Annotated in this window: 17 protein-coding genes; 5 read left to right on the plus strand and 12 right to left on the minus strand. The window is 59.7% G+C overall.

The features are described from left to right. The first annotated feature begins 42 nt into the window (after positions 1-42). The 3 genes from rpsO (at position 43) to GA830_RS07130 (ending at position 3,855) form a co-directional block, all read left to right on the plus strand. On the plus strand, positions 43-312 hold the full coding sequence (rpsO, locus tag GA830_RS07120; protein ID WP_195164357.1) for a 30S ribosomal protein S15: 270 nt from the start codon (positions 43-45) through the stop codon (positions 310-312). 296 nt (positions 313-608) lie between these two features. Then, complete coding sequence (pnp, locus tag GA830_RS07125; RefSeq protein WP_195164358.1) at positions 609-2,750, plus strand: polyribonucleotide nucleotidyltransferase; 2,142 nt, start codon at positions 609-611, stop codon at positions 2,748-2,750. A gap of 91 nt (positions 2,751-2,841) precedes the next feature. After that, entirely contained in the window at positions 2,842-3,855 is a 1,014-nt protein-coding gene (locus GA830_RS07130; protein WP_195164359.1) for a class I SAM-dependent methyltransferase, read from the plus strand. Between the two features lie 2 nt (positions 3,856-3,857). On the opposite strand, the gene fabI is transcribed toward GA830_RS07130, so the two are convergent. The 3 genes from fabI to fabA are packed head-to-tail and all read right to left on the minus strand — an operon-like array spanning position 3,858 to position 6,457. Beyond that, the gene (gene fabI, locus GA830_RS07135; protein WP_195164360.1) at positions 3,858-4,667 is read right to left on the minus strand and encodes an enoyl-ACP reductase FabI; all 810 of its coding nucleotides are present in this window, start codon (positions 4,665-4,667) and stop codon (positions 3,858-3,860) included. Positions 4,668-4,678: 11 nt separating this feature from the next. Further along, positions 4,679-5,899, minus strand: a complete 1,221-nt coding sequence (gene fabB / locus GA830_RS07140) for a beta-ketoacyl-ACP synthase I (RefSeq protein ID WP_195164361.1) — start codon at positions 5,897-5,899, stop codon at positions 4,679-4,681. A gap of 45 nt (positions 5,900-5,944) precedes the next feature. Beyond that, positions 5,945-6,457 (minus strand): 3-hydroxyacyl-[acyl-carrier-protein] dehydratase FabA, encoded by a 513-nt coding sequence (gene fabA / locus GA830_RS07145; protein ID WP_195164362.1) that lies wholly within the window; start codon positions 6,455-6,457, stop codon positions 5,945-5,947. 243 nt (positions 6,458-6,700) lie between these two features. On the opposite strand from fabA, the gene irrA reads away from it, so the two are divergent. Continuing rightward, a complete protein-coding gene (gene irrA / locus GA830_RS07150; RefSeq protein ID WP_195164828.1) occupies positions 6,701-7,099 on the plus strand; it encodes an iron response transcriptional regulator IrrA in 399 nt (132 codons plus the stop codon). Here the strand turns inward: irrA and GA830_RS07155 are convergent. Continuing rightward, the gene (locus GA830_RS07155) at positions 7,096-7,596 is read right to left on the minus strand and encodes an SH3 domain-containing protein (protein ID WP_195164363.1); all 501 of its coding nucleotides are present in this window, start codon (positions 7,594-7,596) and stop codon (positions 7,096-7,098) included. The two genes, irrA and GA830_RS07155, sit on opposite strands and share 4 nt — an antisense overlap. A gap of 232 nt (positions 7,597-7,828) precedes the next feature. Here GA830_RS07155 and GA830_RS07160 point away from each other — a divergent pair, with 232 nt between their 5' ends. After that, positions 7,829-8,830, plus strand: a complete 1,002-nt coding sequence (locus GA830_RS07160; RefSeq protein ID WP_195164364.1) for a 2-hydroxyacid dehydrogenase — start codon at positions 7,829-7,831, stop codon at positions 8,828-8,830. A gap of 8 nt (positions 8,831-8,838) precedes the next feature. Here GA830_RS07160 and GA830_RS07165 read toward each other — a convergent pair whose 3' ends face one another. From GA830_RS07165 to GA830_RS07200, 8 genes are all read right to left on the minus strand, one after another. Further along, positions 8,839-9,255, minus strand: coding sequence for an aconitase X swivel domain-containing protein (locus GA830_RS07165; RefSeq protein ID WP_374939310.1), 417 nt, complete (start codon positions 9,253-9,255; stop codon positions 8,839-8,841). Next, positions 9,255-10,514, minus strand: coding sequence for an aconitase X (locus GA830_RS07170; protein ID WP_195164365.1), 1,260 nt, complete (start codon positions 10,512-10,514; stop codon positions 9,255-9,257). Before GA830_RS07170 ends, GA830_RS07165 begins: the two co-directional genes overlap by 1 nt. After that, positions 10,511-11,278: a molybdopterin-synthase adenylyltransferase MoeB gene (locus tag GA830_RS07175; protein ID WP_195164366.1), complete on the minus strand. Its 768-nt coding sequence runs from the start codon at positions 11,276-11,278 to the stop codon at positions 10,511-10,513. The genes GA830_RS07170 and GA830_RS07175 overlap by 4 nt, the downstream gene beginning before the upstream one ends. A gap of 30 nt (positions 11,279-11,308) precedes the next feature. Continuing rightward, positions 11,309-12,478 carry a DNA replication/repair protein RecF gene (gene recF, locus GA830_RS07180; RefSeq protein WP_195164367.1) on the minus strand — a complete coding sequence of 390 codons (1,170 nt, stop codon included), beginning with the start codon at positions 12,476-12,478 and terminating at the stop codon, positions 11,309-11,311. A 13-nt stretch (positions 12,479-12,491) separates the two neighbouring features. Beyond that, positions 12,492-13,610 (minus strand): DNA polymerase III subunit beta, encoded by a 1,119-nt coding sequence (gene dnaN / locus GA830_RS07185; protein WP_195164368.1) that lies wholly within the window; start codon positions 13,608-13,610, stop codon positions 12,492-12,494. A gap of 212 nt (positions 13,611-13,822) precedes the next feature. Then, a complete protein-coding gene (gene dnaA, locus GA830_RS07190) occupies positions 13,823-15,298 on the minus strand; it encodes a chromosomal replication initiator protein DnaA (RefSeq protein WP_258045653.1) in 1,476 nt (491 codons plus the stop codon). An 875-nt stretch (positions 15,299-16,173) separates the two neighbouring features. Further along, the gene (gene rpsT, locus GA830_RS07195) at positions 16,174-16,440 is read right to left on the minus strand and encodes a 30S ribosomal protein S20 (protein ID WP_195164370.1); all 267 of its coding nucleotides are present in this window, start codon (positions 16,438-16,440) and stop codon (positions 16,174-16,176) included. A gap of 151 nt (positions 16,441-16,591) precedes the next feature. Then, the gene (locus GA830_RS07200; RefSeq protein WP_195164371.1) at positions 16,592-17,365 is read right to left on the minus strand and encodes an enoyl-CoA hydratase; all 774 of its coding nucleotides are present in this window, start codon (positions 17,363-17,365) and stop codon (positions 16,592-16,594) included. Between the last annotated feature and the right edge of the window lie 33 nt (positions 17,366-17,398).

The raw sequence follows: 17,398 nt of genomic DNA on the forward strand, positions 1-17,398 counted from the left end.
GTGGGCGTCCCGTTTCCTGTATTTATAGAAAGGAAAAACACGATGTCGATTACTGCCGAACGCAAACAGGCGTTGATGACCGAATTCGCAACCGTGAAAAACGATACCGGCTCTCCGGAAGTTCAGGTTGCCATTCTTTCCGAACGCATCAAGAACCTGACCGAGCACTTCAAGGACCACAAAAAGGATAACCACTCCCGCCGTGGACTTCTTGCTCTCGTGTCACAGCGTCGGAGCCTGCTCGATTATCTGAAGGGCAGGGATGAGGCGCGCTATTCGACACTGATCGAAAAGCTCGGCCTTCGCCGCTAAAACTATCTGATCGGCGGGTTTCTTCGTTGAAACCCGCCGATTGCTTTTCTGAACCAGCTCGTTCGAGCGGTTCACCGGCAGAGTGAAAACCTGCCGAGTAATGGTTCCTCATCAAGAGGAGCAGAATGCCCATGGGATTGGTCATGGGGCAGGATTGCAGGACACTTGGGCGCCATGCGCCGGCATCAATTTACAAGTTTCCCGCTGTCTTGCCCGTGGCCCGTCCGAGAACGAAGCCTGGGAAACTATCGCGCGGCCTCCTGCTGCGCGGGTTTCCTGCCTATAAAGGACACAACATGTTCAAACACCACAAAGTGGAAATCGAATGGGCCGGTCGGCCCCTTACTCTGGAAACCGGCAAGATTGCGCGTCAGGCTGATGGCGCAGTGCTTGCGACCTACGGCGAGACCGTTGTTCTGGCCACCGTCGTCTCCATGAAAGAGCCGAAGCCGGGTCTCGACTTCTTCCCGCTCACAGTGAATTACCAGGAAAAGACCTACGCCGCCGGAAAGATTCCGGGTGGCTACTTCAAGCGTGAAGGCCGTCCGAGCGAAAAGGAAACGCTGGTTTCGCGTCTCATCGACCGCCCGATCCGCCCGCTCTTTGCCGCTGGCTACAAGAACGACACGCAGATCGTCATCACGGTCTTGCAGCATGACCTGGAAAACGATCCGGACATCCTGTCGATTGTCGCGACGTCCGCAGCACTCACCCTTTCGGGCGTTCCCTTCATGGGCCCGATCGGCGGCGCACGCGTCGGCTATATCAACGGCTCTTACGTGCTGAACCCGCATATCGATGAGATGCAGGAATCCAAGCTCGACCTGATTGTCGCGGGCACCGACGCAGCGGTTCTGATGGTTGAATCAGAAGCCAAGGAGCTTGACGAGGAAACCATGCTCGGCGCCGTAATGTTCGGCCAGAAGGGTTTCCAGCCCGTCATCGACGCCATCATCAAGCTGGCCGAAGTGGCCGCCAAGGAGCCGCGCGATTTCACCGCACCAACCTATGAGGATCTCGAAGCCGAGATGCTGAAGATGGTTGAGGGCGAACTGCGCGACGCCTACAAGAACACCGACAAGCAGGCCCGCTACGCCGCCGTTGATATCGTCAAGGCGAAGGTAAAGGCAGCTTTTGCTCCCGCAGAAGGCGAAGAAGCCAAGTGGAAGCCTGAGCAGGTCGCGACCGTGTTCAAGGAGCTTCAGGCCAAGATCGTGCGCTGGAACATCCTCGACACCAAGTCGCGTATTGATGGCCGTGATCTCTCCACCGTCCGCAACATTGTTTCCGAAGTTGGCATCCTGCCCCGCACGCACGGTTCGGCGCTGTTCACCCGCGGCGAAACACAGGCCATCGTGGTTGCCACGCTGGGCACCGGCGAAGACGAGCAGTACGTCGATTCGCTGACCGGCATGTACAAGGAGAAGTTCCTCCTTCACTACAACTTCCCTCCCTACTCGGTTGGTGAAACCGGCCGCATGGGTTCGCCTGGCCGTCGCGAGATCGGCCATGGCAAGCTCGCCTGGCGCTCTATTCGCCCGATGCTTCCTGCCGCCGATCAGTTCCCCTACACGCTGCGCGTCGTCTCGGAGATCACCGAGTCCAACGGTTCGTCCTCAATGGCCACTGTCTGCGGCACCTCGCTGGCGCTGATGGATGCCGGCGTTCCGCTGCAGAAGCCTGTTGCCGGTATCGCCATGGGCCTGATCAAGGAAGGTGACCGCTACGCAGTCCTCTCCGACATCCTCGGCGACGAAGATCATCTCGGCGACATGGACTTCAAGGTTGCCGGTACGACCAACGGCATCACCGCGCTGCAGATGGACATCAAGATCGACGGTATCACCGAAGAGATCATGAACGTCGCACTCGGCCAGGCCAAGGACGGTCGTCTCCACATTCTCGAGGAGATGAGCAAGGCGCTTTCGGGTGCCCGTGCTGAACTCGGTGAGTTTGCACCGCGCATTGAGGTGATGAACATCCCGACCGACAAGATCCGTGATGTGATCGGTTCGGGCGGCAAGGTCATCCGCGAAATCGTGGAAAAGACCGGCGCCAAGATCAACATCGAAGACGACGGCACGGTCAAGATCGCTTCATCGAACGCCAAGGAGATCGAGGCGGCCAAGAAGTGGATCCACACCATCGTCGCTGAGCCAGAAATCGGTGAAATTTATGAGGGCACGGTCGTCAAGACCGCCGATTTCGGCGCCTTCGTGAACTTCTTCGGCCCCAAGGACGGCCTCGTCCACATCTCGCAGCTTGCCAATGACCGGGTCGCCAAGACTTCGGACGTTGTCAAGGAAGGCCAGAAGGTCTTCGTCAAGCTCATGGGCTTTGACGAGCGTGGCAAGGTTCGCCTGTCGATGAAGGTTGTCGACCAGGAAACCGGCAAGGAAATCGCCCGCGAAAAGGGCGGCGAAGAAGACGCTGCCTGATCTTTCGGCCGCATAAACAGAACGGGCGCTGCTGTAAGGCGGCGCCCGTTTTTTTGAATCCAAACTGAATTCTTCCAGACAAGTTCGAACCATGTCCAACGACGCCCTGAAGACGCTGTTCCATCCCTTCGAAACCGGCGACCTGCCGCTGCCGGAGACAGGCGCGCGCATCCTGTTCCTGGGTGCCGAAGCTGGGTTCCTGGTACCGGAAGGATTTGTAGCTGAGCTTTCCTGCGTCCAGGGCTTCCGGCCTGCTTTCCTCGCACTCCAGTCCTCCGGGCTGAAGGTCGCCCCGCAAATCGAAGGCGACGATTTCGACAGCGCCCTCATTTTGTGCAACCGTCATCGTGGCGAAAACGAAAACCGGATCGCCGACGCATTGGAAAAGGTCCGGCCGGGGGGCACCATTTTGGTTGCCGGTGGCAAGGAGGAAGGCATAGCCAGCCTTCGCAAACGTGTCGCCGGGCTGACCCCGCTCGACGGAAACCTTGCCAAGTATCATGGCGGTGTATTCTGGTTTCGCCGGGATGGTGACATAGAGCCGCTTCTGGACGCGCTGCGGTCGGGCAACGGTCCTGTTCGCGTGGAAGATCGGTTCGTAACAGCACCCGGAATGTTTTCTTATGATCGGGTCGACAAGGGGTCACGCCTGCTGGCGGAGACGGTTCCCAGCGATTTTTCAGGTCACGTTGCCGATTTCTGTGCCGGGTGGGGCTTTCTTTCAGCCGAGCTTCTGCGCCGCGCGCCAGGCATCAAGGCAATCGATCTCCACGAAGCGGATTTCGCCTCGCTCGAAGCGGCACGGATAAACCTCTCGACAGCCGCTCAAGCTGCCTTCTTCTGGCGCGATCTCCTGTCAGAGCCAGTGACGGAAAAATACGCCGCGATCATCATGAATCCACCGTTCCACAACAGGCGCAACGCAGATCCCTTGATCGGCCAAGACATGGTCAAGACGGCAGCCGGCGCCCTGCGTCGTGGTGGTCAGCTATGGATGGTCGCCAACGTGCACCTGCCCTATGAGACAACGCTGAACGCACAGTTCGGCAGTCACCGCGAGCACGCCCGCGAGAACGGCTTCAAGGTGCTGTCGGCAAGCCGATAAACCTACTCGCTGTCGGTGCGTTTCAGCTCTTCCAGCGTCGGCATGGACACGACGTGATAGCCCGAATCCACATAGTGGATTTCACCGGTGACGCCGGATGAAAGATCCGACAACAGATAGAGCGCCGAACCGCCGACATCGTCGAGATCGATGGCGCGCCGCAGCGGCGAGTTGCGTTGCTGGAACGAATACATCAGCCGCGCATCGGCGATGCCGGCACCGGCAAGCGTGCGCACCGGTCCGGCCGAAAGACCGTTGACGCGAATGCCGCGCGGTCCGTAGTCGCTGGCAAGATAGCGTACGCTGGCTTCCAGCCCGGCCTTGGCCACCCCCATGACATTGTAGTTGGGCATCACGCGCACCGAGCCGGCATAGGTCAGCGTAATCATCGAGCCGCCGTCGGTCATCATCGGCGCCGCCTTGCGGGCGATTTCGGTGAATGAGTAGCAGGAGATCACCATGGTGCGGACGAAATTGTCGCGTGAGGTGTCGGCGTAAAGACCCTTCAGCTCGTTCTTGTCGGAAAAGCCGATGGCATGGACGATAAAGTCGAGCTTGCCATCCCAGGCGTTTCCGAGCTGTTCAAACACCGCATCGACTGAAGCGCTGTCTTCCACGTCACACGGCAATACCAGCGAGGTACCGACCTTCTCGGCCAGCGGCTTGACGCGGCGCCCAAAGGCTTCGCCCTGATAGGTGAAGGCCATTTCAGCGCCGTGCTCGGCAAGCTTTCGCGCTATGCCCCAGGCGATGGAATGGTCGTTCGCGACCCCCATGATGAGGCCGCGCTTGCCCTTCATCAATCCGTCCATGGCAAAAATCCTTAGGCCGTATAGCGCTGGAACACGAGCGTGGCGTTGGTGCCGCCGAACCCGAACGAATTGGAAAGCACCGTGTCGATCTTGGCGTTGTCGATCCGCTTGCGCAGGATAGGCATGCCCTCGAATTCAGGGTCGAGCTCCTCGACATGGGCGCTCTCACCCAAGAAGCCCGCCTGCATCATCAGGATTGAGTAGATAGACTCCTGCGCACCGGCGCCGCCGAGCGAATGGCCGGTCAGCGATTTGGTCGAGGCGATATGCGGCATCTTCTCGCCGAACACTTCGCGGATAGCGCCCATTTCCTTGGAATCGCCCACCGGCGTCGAGGTGCCATGCGTGTTGATGTAGTCGACATCGCCCTTCACGGTCGACAGCGCCTGGCGCATGCAGCGGATGGCACCTTCGCCCGAAGGCGCAACCATGTCATAGCCATCGGAAGTGGCGCCGTAACCTGTCAGCTCGCAATAGATTTTTGCGCCGCGTGCCTTGGCATGTTCGAGTTCTTCCAGCACCAGCACGCCAGCGCCGCCCGCGATGACAAAGCCATCGCGATTGACGTCATAGGCGCGTGAGGCGACCGATGGCGTGTCGTTGAATTTTGACGACATCGCGCCCATTGCGTCAAATAGGTCCGACATGGTCCAGTCGAGATCTTCGTGCCCGCCGGCAAACATGACGTCCTGCTTGCCCCACTGGATCATTTCCGCGGCATTGCCGATGCAATGCGCCGAAGTCGAACAGGCCGACGAGATGGAGTAGTTGACGCCGTGGATCTTGAACCAGGTGGCGAGCGTGGCCGATGCCGTGGAGGACATGGCTTTCGGCACCGCAAACGGCCCGATGCGCTTCGGGCTGGTGTTCTTCATGGTGATTTCGGCAGCTTCGACGATGGTTTTGGTCGATGGCCCGCCCGAGCCCATGATGATGCCGGTGCGCTCATTGGTGATGTCGCCTTCTTCAAGGCCGGCATCGGCAATCGCCTGGTCCATGGCGACATGGTTCCACGCAGCTCCCTTAGAGAGGAAACGCATGGCACGCCGGTCGATCAGCGGAGCCGGGTCAAGCGTCGGCGCCCCCCACACCTGGCAGCGAAAGCCGTGATCGGCAAACTCATCCGAAAAGGTGATACCCGATTTGGCATCGCGCAGAGAAGCGGTGACTTCGTCTGCATTATTGCCGATGGAAGAAACGATCCCCAGTCCTGTAACGACGACGCGTCTCATTGAAGTCTCCTTGGATACTATTCAGGGCTGCGCGGCCTTGAGAGGTCAGCTTGCCTGCTTGGCCAGCCCGACCTTCAGGTCAGTTGCGGTATAGATCTGTTCGCCATCGGCCTTCAGCCAGCCATCGGCAATGCCCAGAACCAGCCGGCCGCGCATCACGCGCTTGAAATCTATGCCGTATTCGACCTTCTTGACCGACGGCGTGACCATGCCCTTGAATTTTACTTCGCCGGTCGACAGGGCCATGCCCTTGCCGGGCTCGCCCAGCCAGCCGAGATAAAAGCCGGTGAGTTGCCACATGGCGTCAAGGCCAAGGCAGCCGGGCATGACCGGATTGCCGATGAAGTGACAGGGGAAGAACCACAGGTCGGGTCGGATATCGAATTCGGCGCGAATGTAACCCTTGTCGAACGCACCGCCTGTCTGGGATATATCGGTGATGCGGTCGAACATCAGCATCGGCGGGGCCGGGAGCTGCGCATTGCCGGGGCCGAAAAGCTCGCCGCGGGCGCATGCCAGAAGGTCCTCATAGCCGTAGCTGGATTTCTGTTCAGCCATCAATTGTTCCTACCTCTTGGTCGCTGCCCGCAATCGTGTTGCAGGTTTCTAGCACAGACTGTTTCCGCTCGGAAACCGTCGACAGCGCTTATCGTGCCCGCCGATTATGGTCAATGTGCCGCTATTGATCGCATGGGCGCGACCGAATATATGTCAGGAGGAATGGCAGGCGCGCGCAAACCGCGCTGATGGACGCGAACGTCCCCGGAAAGTAGGCTGGTGAGCGAAAAATCAACCAACACCATGGCGGTAGACAAGCGGGTGCGTGAGGCGGGTCTGCGTCCGACGCGTCAGCGCCTGGCTCTGGCAGACCTGTTGTTTGCCAAGGGTGACCGCCATCTGTCCGCCGAGGAACTGCACGAGGAGGCGCAAGGCGCCGGCGTGCCGGTATCTCTGGCGACCGTCTACAATACGCTGCACCAGTTTACCGACGCCGGTCTCCTGCGCATACTGGCTGTAGAGGGGTCGAAAACCTACTTCGACACCAACACCAGCGACCATCACCATTTCTTTATCGAGGGCGAAAACACCGTGTTTGACATCGATTCGGGGCCGGTGAAGGTGATGAACCTTCCCGATCCGCCGGAAGGTATGGAAATCGCGAATGTCGACATCATCGTCCGGCTGAGGCCGAAGCGCTAATTCTTTACGGTCTCGCCGGGGTAGGCACCCCAGACCAGCGATTGACCGATCCAGCCCGTTTGACCGCCAAATTTCATTTCGCACCATTCGCCATTGCAGATGCGAATTTCGCCGATCACGCCGGGCTCAAGCTTGGCAACCGGGCTAGCGCCGTTGTTTGGCTCCGCCAGCAGCGAAATCTGTGATTGCTTGCCTCTCTGCCAGGGCGCAATGATTGCGGTGCGGCGACCTGACAGCAATTGCTGGTTGATCCAGCCTTCAGCACCGTCTGAATCTCGGACGCGACGCCAGTTGTCGTACTCCTGCAGAATTTCCATTGGCAAGCCTGACTTGAGATACATCCAGTCGACTGCATAGTTGATTCCCGGCCCGACCCGTGAGTTTGCACGCCCGGATTTCAGGCTGACGAAGCGGGGAAGCGGCAGTCCGCTTGGACCGCGCGTTACGCCGGTTTCCGACGAAGGCGACGCACTGAACCCGGCGGATGGGTGCAGCATAAAGACAGCGCACAGCAGCGATGCTCCAAGACGTCTGCAAAGCGGCAACAAACCTGACACTGTCTTTCCTTTACTGGCTATGGGACCTAAAAACCGGGGTCGGCCACAATTCCCTTTTTCTTTGTCATCGGCCGCGCCGCTTGTTAGATGGGAGCGGGGAGGCAGGTGACGGTTACAAGTCTCTCCTGTCTTGGTTAAAGAGGTCTCAACAGGACCCGAATTCGAGGAAACAATGACCGGTAGGAAAAAGCCGCTTGTGGTGTTGACGCGCAAGTTGCCCGATCAGGTTGAAACACGGATGCGCGAATTGTTCGATGCCCGTCTGGTCATCGAGGATTGCCCGATGACCCAACCCGAACTGGTTTCGGCGGTTCAGCAGGCTGACGTGCTCGTTCCAACCATCACTGACCGTATCGACGCAGCGTTGATCGCTCAGGCCGGCCCCAACCTCAAACTGATCGCCAGCTTCGGCAATGGTATCGATCACGTCGATGTGGCGGCAGCCGCCGCAAAGGGCATCACCGTCACCAACACACCAAACGTCCTGACTGAAGATACAGCCGACATGACGATGGGGCTGATGCTGACAGTACCGCGCCGCCTGACCGAAGGCGCCAATGTATTGCGCGCCGACGGCAAATGGGCGGGCTGGTCGCCAACCTGGATGCTCGGACACAGAATATGGGGAAAACGGCTCGGCATTGTGGGTATGGGGCGTATCGGAACAGCTGTGGCGCGTCGTGCCAAGGCATTCGGTCTCTCAATCCACTACCACAACCGCAAGCGCGTATCGGCTGCCATCGAAGACCAGCTTGAGGCAACCTATTGGGAAAGCCTCGACCAGATGCTGGCGCGGATGGATATCATTTCCGTCAATTGCCCGTCGACGCCGGCCACGTTCCATCTGCTTTCGGCACGCCGTCTGGGGCTGCTGCAGCCGCAAGCCTACGTCGTCAACACCGCACGCGGCGATATCATCGATGAAGATGCGCTGATCTCGATGCTGCAAAGTGGGAAGCTTGCTGGCGCCGGCCTGGACGTCTTCGAACATGAGCCGGCGATCAACCCCAAGCTCCTGAAGCTGGCAGCAAAGGGCAAGGTGGTGCTGCTGCCGCATATGGGTTCAGCTACCATCGAGGGACGCATCGAGATGGGCGAAAAGGTCATCATCAACATTCGCGCCGTGTTCGACGGCCACCGTCCGCCGGACCGCGTGCTGCCCAATCGCAGCTAGGGCACAGATCATCCCGCCACGGTGAAGATCGTGCCGTCGGGTTTTAAGCTTATGTCCATTCCCGCAAACTGTGGGTGCCGGTCGCGGTGGAGTTGCAGCGCCGGTGGTGCTTCCCATCCCATTTCACGCGCAACAATCAATCCGATCAACAGAATCGCATCCGGTTCGTGGAGGATGATTGCCGCCGGGGCGCAGTCGCCGCGCACGAGTTCCAGAAGCACGGATGACGCGGATGATGATCCAATGGTGCCGGGCAGGAACAGAACTCTGCCTGCGATCACGACGCCATGCTGCGGATGGCGAACATCAGCGATCATCCCGGTGGTTGGATCAACGCCGCCCCAAAAACTGATCGGCGCATCCAGCACCAGCGCATGACCCAGCGCCGGTTTGCCGGCCACCAGAACTGTACATGTTGCAGAAATCACCAGGCCATCTCCGTGACAACTGGCCGGCCGGTCACAGCACTTTCAACACAATCGGCCAGCGACCCGTAAAGCACCGCATACCCTGTGTTGCCGGGCGCGTACTGCGCGAACTTGCCGGAATTGGTCATCAGCACGCCATTGCCCGTGGGGGGCAGGATCGGCGTCACAACCACGCAGGTATCCGCCACGACGACCACACCACATCCTTCGAGCCGCTTGCGCATACCGTTGGCATCAAGCTTCTGAAGCGCGTGCCGGCCCGTGCAGGCATGGATCGGGATGGTGAGGCGTCGCCCCGCAATCAGCCGCTCAAGTTCCACAAATTCCGCCTCCGACAGATGCGGGCTACCAATCGCAACCGCGTCAATCCGGTCCGCGTTCACAGCGGTCGAAAGCCGGGCTCGGGTCTCGGTCACCATGCCGCCCGTCACCATTATCGTCGCCTTGGGCGCTTGCCCAGCCAACACGGTCTCCAGCGTTGGCGCTTCGGGGGTGACGCCTGCGATATGAAAAAGCCCAACTGCGCCGGTTGAAGCCGCCGCTGCACCAAACGCCTTCAGGCGATCCTCCCCCGGGTGCGTGTCGACCCCGACCACGACACCAATCGCCTCTCCGACCTCGCGTCCATAGAGCGAACCAAGGATCGGCCATGCGATTTCCGATTGCAGGAACCCGCGGGGAATTGCGCTGACGTCAAACACCAGCGTTGCGTGTCGGTTTTCGGCGATGTGAAGACCACTCAAGGGCGCCCGCCCTGCAATGGCGCAGGCTATGTCGAGGAAATCGCCATACCGATTGGTCCGGGCCCCGAGAACCGAATTGCAGAACACTACCGCGTTGGACTCGCCCCACGCCACATCGGTGGCCAAGCCGGGGCGGTGTCCCGCCTGATAGGGCGCGCAGGTCCAGCTGGGTTCGCATCCGAGCGCGCGATACGCGTCCATCATCCGGCGCGCCATCGATCGTTGCGGTTCCTCGAGGCGCACACGCGAACATCCCGTGAGGTCGAGCGCGCCGACGTTCAATGTCGCGCGAACCGAAACATGGGCGCTGCCTGCAACCAGCTTTTCGGCAAACAGCGTGCCGCTATCGCCATGATACAGCGCACCGTCAATGTGGGCAGACTGGATCTCGATGAGATGGGGCGCACCAAGCAGCCGTCCGGCGCCCGCAACGATGCGCATCGCCATAGCGGCCCCGTCGCCATCGCGCCCGGCAGCGATGGCCTGTTCATCGGGCGTCAGGCTGAGACTCATGCGGCCCTCGCATAACGCACCGTGTCAAACCGTGCTGCGAGCGCGTCATAGAGTAAGATACGTCCCACGAGCGGCTCGCCAATGCCGGTGATCAGCTTGATCACTTCCATCGCCTGCAAAGTTCCCATCACGCCGGTCAGCGCGCCAACGATGCCCGCTTCAGCACAGGAGGGAATAAGCCCCTCTGGCGGCGGCTCGGGAAACAGGTCGCGATAGCGCGGGAACAGCTTCCCATCGCTCCCGGTCTCGTAGGGTTTCAGGACCGTCAACGAACCATCGAAGCGGCCAACGGCGGCGTGGACCAGCGGGCGCTGACCCGTGTCGCAGGCATCGGCAAGACTATAGCGTGTCGCAAAATTATCCGAACCGTCGACGACAATGTCGTAGGCGGCGATCAGCCCGTTCACGTTGCTGGCATCGAGCCGCATACGGTGCTGGGTAACCGTCACGTGTGGATTGAGCGCCCCGATGGCCGCTGCCGCGCTTGCGGTTTTCGGCTGGTCGATGGCTGCCATGCCGTGGATTACCTGCCGCTGAAGATTGGAGAGCGAAACGATATCATCGTCGACAATCCCGAGCGTGCCGACGCCTGCCGCCGCCAGATAGTGCAGCACCGGCGCGCCAAGGCCGCCAGCGCCAATCACCAGAACGCGAGCCCGCTTCAGCCGCTGCTGCCCGCTGCCGCCGATCTCAGGCAAGATGATGTGGCGCGCGTAGCGCTCCAGTTCGTCAGGGGAGAGCGGTGTGGGATTGGAAACGTTCATATCCGGAACATAGCATCAGGATCGGCTTTGTCAGGTATCAACATTGGCGGACACGCGGCCATGGTCGACATGGAGGAATTGCGCCCGCCCGCGCAGTGCTGAAAACAGACTGGTTTCGGTGCCGGTCATGAACACCTGACAGCCGAGATCATCCAGGATAGCAAATAATGCTGCGCGCCGGTCCGCATCCAGATGGGCTGCAATTTCATCAAGCAGCAGGATCGGTACCAACCCGGAAATCTCGCCGCAAAGCCTCGCATGAGACAGGATAAGTCCGACCAGAAGCGCCTTTTGCTCGCCGGTGGAACACAGTTCAGCTGGCATATCCTTGGGCGAATGACGCACCAACAGGTCTGACCGGTGTGGTCCTTCAAGCGTGCGCCCGGCGGCACGGTCGCGCTCACGCCCTTCAGCAAGACGCCGGCGGAAATCCTCCTCGACATCGACAGCTGGCCGGTGGCCGATCGCCTCCTCAAGCGCGCCCGAAAGTGCGAAGTCAGCTTTGGGAAAAGGTGTGTTCTCGGGCAGCCGCGCCACCATGCCCGCAAGCAGGCGCGCCAGTTCGCCCCGCGCTGCGGCAATCGCGGTACCAGTCTCGGCCATCTGGGTTTCAATGGCCTCGAACCAGCTTCCATTGCGCGAATTTTCCGCCAACAGCCGGTTTCGACCGCGCATCGCCTTTTCATAATCGAGTGCACGCTGGCCATGGGCCGGATCTACCGCCAATACCAGCCGGTCAAGAAAACGCCGGCGGTCGGCTGCCGGTCCGGTAAACAGCGCGTCCATGGAAGGCGTAATCCAGGTGACGCGCACCCATTCGAGCAGGCGGTCGGCAGATTTTGACGGTGCACCATTGATGCGCACGCGGCGAACGGTTTCGCCATCTCCGACTGTCCCTGTCCCGATGCTGCATTCGCCAGCAGGACCGTTCAGTTCGGCATGCAGCGCAAAACCGCTGACGGTTCCTGCCCTCGCGACATCACCGTACGGTGCGCGCCGCAGCCCGCGCCCTGGTGTCAGGAAAGAAATAGCTTCGAGAAGATTGGTTTTACCGGCGCCGTTTGCGCCGGTGAAGACAACCGGTCCAGGCATCAGCTCAAGTGAAAGAGCTTGATAATTGCGGAAATCGGTCAGCGTCAGCTTGCTGACATGCGGCGCGATCTCGCCGTGTTGCCGGCCAGCCTGCTCTTGATCCGGCATGGCCAGCTGTGAGCTAGACACGCATCGGCATGAGCACGTAGAGCGCGTGTTCGTCCGTCGTGTCGTGAATGAGGGTAGGGGATCCGGCATCCGCCAGCATGAAACGGGCCTCGCTGCCCGAAAGCTGCGCGGTCACATCCATCAGATATTTGGCGTTGAAGCCAATCTCGATTGGATCGGACGAGTATTCTGCGTGCACTTCTTCCGTGGCGCTACCCGAATCGGGGTTGTTGACGGCCAGTGTCACCAGCCCCTCGGTGATCGACATCTTCACCGCGCGTCCACGCTCGGAGGAAATCGTCGAAACGCGGTCAACAGCAGCAGCAAAGCTTTGTCGGTCGATAATCAGCTTCTTATCGTTGCCGGTCGGAATGACCCGCTGATAGTCAGGGAACGTCCCGTCGATAAGCTTGGATGTCAGGACGACGCTCCCAATGGTGAAGCGAATTTTGGTGTCGGAAAGTTCGATCGTCACCGCTACATCTGGGTTATCGACCAGCTTTTGCAACTCGCTGACAGTCTTGCGTGGAATGATGATGCCGGGCATGCCTTCGCAGCCTGCAGGAGCTTCCATTTCGGCACGCGCCAGCCGGTGGCCATCGGTCGCCACCGAGCGCAGCTTCAATTTCCCGCCGCTTTCAATCGCGTGCAGGTAGATGCCGTTCAGATAATAGCGGGTTTCCTCGGTCGAGATCGCAAACTGCGTCTTTTCAATCAGGCCCTTGAGCGCTGCCGAGTCGATCCGAAAAATATGCGAGAACGCGCCAGCCGTGAGCTCGGGAAAATCCGATTGCGGCAGGCATTGAAGCCGGAAATTCGACCGGCCCGAGATGACCGACATGGACTGACCTTCGTCGTCCGTCTTCAGCATCACTTCCGCGCCATCTGAAAGCTTGCGCACGATGTCGTAGAGCAGGTGTGCAGGAACGGTTGTCGCACCGCCTTGCTCCACATTGGCGGCCGTGGCTTCGGTCACTTCCAGGTCAAGGTCGGTTGCCTTCATCTCCAGGCTTGCGCCGGTGCCGGCCAGAAGCACGTTGGAGAGAATCGGAATGGTGTTCCGGCGCTCAACGACACGGTGAACGTGGTTCAGCGACTTCAGAAGATTAGAGCGTTCAATGACTACACGCATGACGAGTTGGTCTCGCTACAATGGAAGGTGCGGAATTCCGCCGACGGGTTCGTCGCGAAGGACCGCAACTGGGTCAGAATCGCTGCAAACTGACAGGAAAACACCGGTAAAGGCAAGCCCGCGGAGGGCTGAGACAGCACTTCCGAGGGCTTTCTGGGGATAACGCCTGCATTGCAGGAGGGAGGTCCGCCGCATCCCCGTTTTTGCAGTGCTTACGCCTGATCGGAGATCAGCCTGCGGAGCAGTTCGAGCTCCTGCGCCAGCGTGTTGTCGTCGCCCGATAGGCCCTCGATCTTGCGCACCGCGTGGAGAACCGTGGTGTGATCACGCCCGCCAAAGCGCCGGCCGATCTCAGGCAGCGAGCGCGGCGTCATCACCTTGGCCAGATACATGGCGATCTGCCGCGGCTTGACGATGGTGCGCGTGCGCCGGTTGGACAACAGCTCCGTCTTCGACACATTGTAATGCCGCGCCACGATGCGCTGGATGTCCTCGATCCGCACCCGCTTGGGCTCGCCGGAGCGATAGATGTGGCCCAAAATCTCATCGATTCGGTCGATAGTGATCTGCGGTTCGAACGAATGGCGAAACAAGAGCTGGTTGAACGCGCCCTCGAGCTCGCGACCGCTGCCGGTGACGGTCCGTGCGACGTGGGTGAGGATGTCGTCTGGAATGTTCAGCGACTGATCCTCTGCCTTGGCGGCCGCATGCCTGAGCTTCAGCATGCCAAGGCGCATACCAAAATCTGGCGACGACATCTCCAGCGCAACGCCGCCGTTGAGGCGCGAACGCACCCGCGGCTCGAGCGATTCCAATTCCGAAGGCGGGCGGTCAGCAGCCACGACTACCTGCTTGGCGCTGTCCAGCAGCATGTTGATGAGGTGACAGAATTCGTGCTGGATCGATTTGCCCTGCAGGAATTGCATGTCGTCGATGATCAGCAGATCAATGTCGCGCAACTGCTCCTTCAACGTCAGCGCATTGTTGTCGCGGATCGCGGTGGCAAAGCGCCACATGAAATACTCCGCCGTGAGATAGACCACCCGCGATTGCGGATTCTGGCGCAGCGCTTCGGCGGCGATGGCCTGCAACAGATGGGTTTTGCCCAGCCCGACAGTCGCATGCAGGAACAGCGGGTTAAAACGCACCGCCGTCGACTGCGATTCGGCTACGGCCTTGGCAGCTGCGAAAGCGACGCGGTTTGACGGGCCCTCGATGAAGGACTGGAACGTGTAGCGACCATCAAGCGGCGAGCCCAGAACGGTCTGGCGACCCTCGGTCGGCGCAGCGCCATTGCGGGAGACCGGAAGGCGGTCTGATCGCACAGAAGCCAGTGTGCCGGAGCCGAGCGCCGTCTGCGTCGGCTTCAAGGCCTTGCGCATCAAAGGCTGATCGATCTCGGGCAGCGCACGGCTTTGTCGCGTTGCGCTGCGCACTACGATTTCGATCTTCAGGCAGTCGGGTTCTTCTTTACGCCAAAGTTCGTTGATCAGGTCGAGGTAGTGACCGTTGATCCATGAGCGCAGGAAAGCCGTCGGCACCGAAAGCCGTGCAAGCCCTTTGGAGGCTTCCGCAAGCTTCATCCTCCCAAACCAGCTGGAATAGACTTCGCTGCCAAGGCGTGCCTTCAGCTGGATCTTTACCCGGTCAAACGTGTTTTCTGCGTTCCCTGCGACTGCCGCTCCCATAACCTGCCCCTCAATGCTGTTGTGAAAAGGAATATGGCCCCCCGCTTCCCTTTCGATTGCGCTCTGCATGATCGTCCCAGTCCTTATGTTGGTCGCCAATCACACCTCCGCCCGGTGCTGAATGACAACAATTCGTTTTCACCGGGCGCCATCCGCGTGGCCGCCCAGTCCTCTACCCGAACGCCGATTTGACGTTCCAGGCGTTGCCGCGTCCCCTGTCTGCGCAAGGCCAAACTTTCCCGAGTCCGGCGCGAACGCCAGAGTGAAAGTCACCCCGATCCAGGATCTTCAGCGTCAGGTCGTTTTGGATTGTCAAAGCTTCGCCACCCGCGGATAATCTCCCGCGCTGCATATTTCAGCAATTTCAGCTAGGCTCCGAGGCTGTCCGGCCCGTCCCTCTTGATGTTTTGAGACTACAAAAAACGCTGTGGACAGGGCAAGGCCACGGCTAACGGATTTTTAACGAATCTGGTTAGCAGAGCGGTTCCCGTCGCGCGCCAGAACGCACGAAAAACGAATAAACTGTTTTGATTCAAAACCTTTTCGCAGTGCCGAATTTGGGTCAACTGGCGAAGAAATAAATTCAAAAAAACTGCTTGACACTGAGTCAACCGGGGAGGCTGGCAGCTGCTATGAACAAGCTGTTGACAACCTCCTGTAAGCGTTTGAATTTATTGATGAAATAGTGATGAAGCTCTGCGGGTAACGGGTCCCGGTCGGGGCCGTAGGAGAACATATACAGACCACACGCCGGCAAAGCGTTTTATACCCGGATAACCCGGCGGCAGTGGCATTGGGCTAAGTGTTGCCCGGCAAACGAAAAAACCCGGCTCGTGAGAGCCGGGTCCATCGGACACTGAGTCTAAATACAGAGTTTATGCGGAAAGCGTCTTCAGACGCTGGGCAAGCCGCGAAACTTTGCGTGAGGCTGTATTCTTGTGGAACACACCCTTGCCGGCAGCACGCATCAATTCCGGCTGGGCGGCCTGGAAGGCAGCTTCAGCGGCGGTCTTGTCGCCAGAAGCCAGCGCCTCTTCCACTGCGCGCAGATAAGTGCGCACGCGCGAACGGCGCGTCTTGTTGACTTCTGCGCGGCGCGCGATCTTTCGCGTTGCCTTTTTGGCCGAGGATGTGTTGGCCATGATGCCTCTCTTCTATCTGCAAATGGCGCCGTGGCATTAGCCGGGCACAAAAACAAAGGGCAGCCGGAGGGCCACCTCAGTTGTCGCGGCTTATAATGCAGCTTGATTGAGGCGTCAACGCCGCATCGTGGTCTTTCTGCACAGGTGGCGCTCAGCGGTTTCGAAACTGTGCAGGCCGCTTTTCCACGAACGCCGCCATTCCCTCTTTCTGGTCCTCAAGCGCGAACATGGCGTGGAAGATGCGGCGCTCGAAACGCAGCCCCTCAGCCAGCGTCGTCTCATAGGCGCGGTTGATCGCCTCCTTGTTCATCATCACCGAGGGCAGCGAAAAACCGGCGATCTTCTCGGCGGCCTTCAAGGCTTCGTCAAGAAGTTCACCCGCTGGCACGACACGTGACACGAGGCCTGCGCGTTCGGCCTCAGCGGCATCCATCATCCGCCCCGTCAGGCACATATCCATGGCCTTGGATTTTCCAACAAAACGCGTCAGCCGCTGCGATCCGCCCATGCCCGGCATCACGCCTAGCGTGATTTCAGGCTGCCCGAATTTGGCGTTGTCGCCGGCAATAATGAAATCGCACATCATGGCGAGTTCACAGCCGCCGCCAAGAGCGTAACCAGCCACTGCCGCGATGATCGGTTTGCGGGTCTGGGTCACGCCTTCCCAGCCTGAGAAGAAGTCTTCCAGATAAGCCTCGACGTAGCTCTTGGCCTGCATCTCCTTGATGTCGGCGCCAGCGGCGAATGCTTTTTCCGAGCCGGTGAGGACGATCGCACCAATTCCGGCATCGGCATCAAATACTTTCAACGCGGCAACCAGTTCGCCGAGCAGCTTGGAATTGAGTGCGTTCAGGGCCTTTGGCCGGTTGAGCGTGACCAGGCCTACCTTGCCGCGGGTCTCAACGAGGATTGTTTCATAGTCCATGTCCGGCCTCCAGCATGCAGAATATCAACCGAG

This window comes from Mesorhizobium sp. NBSH29, from assembly GCF_015500055.1.
GTDB lineage: Bacteria > Pseudomonadota > Alphaproteobacteria > Rhizobiales > Rhizobiaceae > Neomesorhizobium.